Genomic DNA, 3,901 nt, shown 5'->3' on the forward strand with positions numbered 1-3,901 from the left:
TTATATAGTACTTTCATGCCTTTACGAATTAAATGCCTAATCCTATTTTCAAATTTCCCACATTTTCATAAAGCCGGTACCAGTTCCTTACTGCCGGCTGTGTATTTGTAAAATCCTTCGCCGCTTTTTACGCCCAGCTTACCGGCAGCAACCATATTCACTAATAAAGGGCAGGGTGCGTATTTGGGATTGCCGAATCCTTCCTGTAAAACTTTTAATATACTCAGGCAAACATCCAATCCAATAAAATCCGCCAGTTGCAGCGGCCCCATAGGATGTGCCATGCCCAATTTCATTATGGTGTCAATTTCCTCCACACCTGCTACGCCTTCATATAAGCTGTGTACGGCTTCGTTGATCATGGGCATCAGCACACGGTTGGCAACAAATCCGGGATAGTCGTTAACGATGCATGGAACTTTTTGCAGTTCCCTGCTAACTGCCACCACTTCATTAGTTACTTCCGGCGCTGTGGCATAGCCGTTGATCACTTCCACCAACTTCATTACCGGTACGGGATTCATGAAATGCATGCCTATTACTTTTCCGGGGCGTTTTGTTGCAGCGGCAAGGGCTGTTATAGATATGGATGAAGTATTGCTGGCCAAAATAGCCGCGGGAGGCGCTAACGCATCTAACTGCTTAAATATTTCCAGCTTGATGGATTTGTTTTCTGTTGCAGCTTCTATTACCAGGTCGGCATTGGCTACGCCTGCTTCCATTGCTGTAGCGGTATGCAGGGTTAGCAATATCCTGTCTTTTGTTGCCTGCGTAATAATTCCTTTGCTTACCTGGCGGTCTGCGTTTTGGGAAATGGTTTGAACCGCCTTTCCCAGCGCGGCTTCATTAATGTCTGTTAGGGTTACATTAAAATGATATTGAGCAAATACCTGGGCAATGCCGTTGCCCATTGTGCCTGCGCCAATTACGGCAATGTTTTTTATCATGATCTTAGGTTAATGGGGCTGTGAGCTATGAGTAATCGGCTATGAGGTAGCTATGAGCTGTCAGCAGTGAGCTTTCGTCCGTCAGCTTTCAGCAATCAGTAGGGTATTCTCACCTTTCACTTCCCTCGTCTAACGTTTCTCTTCTCACCTCGTGAAACGATAAACGTGAAACGACCATTCACTACTCACTATTCACTATTCACCACTGACTACTCACCAATGTGGTTCCTCAGTTTTTCTTTTTAAAATCGCCTCTCTTCCAGGCCTTCACAAACTCGCTCCAGGCAAACGGGTTAAATATATTCATAGGAGGAGCCTGCCCGCTGTAATAATAGCCCTGTGCATTTTTACTTAAAGCATAATTAGCGGCTTCCCCCCCGTCGCGGGGTAACGACCGTGCCAGTATCCTTCTTTTGGCTTCACTGGTATTTTGCCGGGCAATTTCTATACCATCGTCCGGAACCTCATTGTTGACAAAATCGCGTTCAAATTGTTCGCGCGTAGGACGGGCTTTTATAATAGCGGTAGGCAGGTAAATGGTATCCTGGGCCATTAGTTTAACCATATTGAACTGGTTCCCTTCTAAGTTGGTAGGGATCCTGTCTGTTTCCGTTCTGTAGGATACATGGGTAAACTGTACTTCATCCCCCTTTAACACCACTATTGAAAAAACACCCTGTTCATTTGTGATGGTACCCCTGTTTTGTCCTTTTACCATTACGGTTACTCCCGGTATGCCTTTTAAGCTGTCGTGTGTCATTACTATGCCATACAACTGAACAACAGAATCTTTCAATGATTCAAACTGTGCTTTTGCCGCGAAAGGAGTCAATAAAAATGAGAAAAATAAATATCGTAAAAAATATTTCATTAAGCTGTTTAAATGAACTGCAATAATACCTCAAAATCGTAACTCCGGCATCCAGGCCTGTAATTTAATCCGAACACGGGAAAAAACCAAAGTAAGCATTTATGGGCTTAACTTTGCGGCACAATATTTTTTTTAACAAAAAGTTCGGTTCATGAAAGAAAGTGATATTTTAAAAGCATTGGGGAACGTAATTGAGCCAGATCTGGGCAGGGATCTTGTAACGCTTAACATGATAAAAGACATTGTAATAGAAGGAGATAATGTTTCTTTTACCGTTGTACTCACCACACCGGCATGCCCTTTAAAAGATATGATCAAAAACGCATGTATTAACGCGGTGCACCTGCTGGTAAATAAAAATGCAGCCGTAAATATAAAATTTACGGCTAATACCAACAGCAACAGAAAAGACAATCAGCATATTTTACCGGGTGTAAAGAATATTATAGCCGTAGTTAGTGGTAAGGGAGGAGTGGGTAAATCAACGGTTGCTGCCAATCTTGCTTTGGCATTATCGGAAGGCGGCGCTGCCGTAGGGTTGATGGATGCTGATATTTACGGACCAAGTGTACCTATGATGTTTGGCATCCGCGGAGAAAGACCCCTCATGAAAAAAGAAGGGGAGAAAGGCATTATTATACCCATAGAGAAGTTTGGCATAAAATTAATGAGCATTGGCTCGCTGGTAGATGAAAAGCAGGCAATCGTATGGCGCGGACCCATGGCAAGCAGCGCTATCCGCCAGTTTGTAACGGATGTGCAATGGGGAGAGCTGGATTACTTAGTGATTGATATGCCGCCCGGCACCGGCGACATTCATTTAACATTAGTACAAACGGTGCCGGTAACAGGCGCTGTAGTGGTAACCACTCCCCAGCCTGTAGCCCTGGCAGACGCCAAAAAAGCCATTGCTATGTTTGGGCAGGCACAAATAAAAGTGCCCATCATAGGATTGGTGGAAAATATGAGCTGGTTTACCCCGGACGAATTGCCTGAAAATAAATATTATATTTTCGGGAAAGGCGGCGGGAAAAGATTAGCCGAAGAATTTGATGTGCTCTTTTTAGGACAAATACCATTGGTGCAGGGAATAAGGGAAGGGGGCGATACAGGCATACCGGTAATGGTGAGTGATGATGAAATTACACGAAAGGCTTTCATGGATTTTGCCGGCAATACCGTTAGAAGCATCGCCATGCGCAATGCCAATATTGGGGCTACTAAAATTGTGGAGATCGTAGTATGATGATGTAACCTGCGGTCGGTACCCGATGAAAGGAGGGTCAGGCCGCACTGAAAGCACCCGTTGAGAACTACGGATTAATATACCATACTGAAAGCGGCAAGGTATTTATCAATATATTCCTGCATATATTTTGCTTTGTACTGCATTACAAAGCGGGGATGCTCAAGCGCTATAATTTTTTTAAAGAAGCCGTGCGTTTCATTTAGCCTGTTCAGTATCTTTTCATTTTTTCCGCTGCCCAGGCAAAAACAGGTATCGGTATCTATACCCAACGCAATATGTTGTTTGATGCTTTGGATAATAAAGCTATGCGCGGCATCCGTTAATGCTTTATTGTCGTAAAAGTTGTAATTCACTTCCTTACCGAGGCTGTTTTTTATGGTAAAGCCCAAAGGGCATATAGAATTGATGTAAAATTTTCCGTAAAAGCTTTCCGGGCCGCCATAAGCCTCTATCATATTATATATAAATACAGATGAAGGTTCGTGTGCCGGGGCTCCGGGATAGGTGATCGCACATTTTTCCACCAGTCTTTTAGGATCGGTAAACGGAACGCCTGTTAGGCCTGCTCCAAACCTGCCGGGGTTAATGCCCAGTATGAGGTGCCGGCGGTTATTATCGTTATAATATTTTTTATAAAATGCCGATGATACCATTAAACTATCCTTGTTCTCTTTAAAAGGGTTCATTACACGAATACCGGGAGGCAGTTTGGCCGTGAAACGGAGTGATTTGTTAAATGCAATTACTTTATCGGCAAATGTTGACATATACTGGAGGAAGGTAAGTAATTTTAAAAAAGAAAAACGGCATCATATCAAATCTTAAATCTCCAAT

4 protein-coding genes are annotated in these 3,901 nt (G+C 43.4%); 1 reads left to right on the forward strand and 3 read right to left on the reverse strand.

Annotated features, from left to right (window positions below):
• Positions 1-65: 65 nt before the first annotated feature.
• Positions 66-947 (reverse strand): 3-hydroxyacyl-CoA dehydrogenase NAD-binding domain-containing protein, encoded by an 882-nt coding sequence (locus PLE34_RS21700; protein WP_324560706.1) that lies wholly within the window; start codon positions 945-947, stop codon positions 66-68.
• A gap of 229 nt (positions 948-1,176) precedes the next feature.
• A complete protein-coding gene (locus tag PLE34_RS21705; RefSeq protein WP_324560709.1) occupies positions 1,177-1,818 on the reverse strand; it encodes a carboxypeptidase-like regulatory domain-containing protein in 642 nt (213 codons plus the stop codon).
• 151 nt (positions 1,819-1,969) lie between these two features.
• On the opposite strand from PLE34_RS21705, the gene PLE34_RS21710 reads away from it, so the two are divergent.
• Positions 1,970-3,064 carry an Mrp/NBP35 family ATP-binding protein gene (locus tag PLE34_RS21710; protein WP_324560712.1) on the forward strand — a complete coding sequence of 365 codons (1,095 nt, stop codon included), beginning with the start codon at positions 1,970-1,972 and terminating at the stop codon, positions 3,062-3,064.
• 74 nt (positions 3,065-3,138) lie between these two features.
• Here the strand turns inward: PLE34_RS21710 and PLE34_RS21715 are convergent, their stop codons facing one another.
• Entirely contained in the window at positions 3,139-3,834 is a 696-nt protein-coding gene (locus tag PLE34_RS21715) for a uracil-DNA glycosylase family protein (protein ID WP_324560715.1), read from the reverse strand.
• Positions 3,835-3,901 lie beyond the last annotated feature (67 nt).

It is taken from the genome of Agriterribacter sp., from assembly GCF_035445465.1.
GTDB lineage: Bacteria > Bacteroidota > Bacteroidia > Chitinophagales > Chitinophagaceae > Agriterribacter.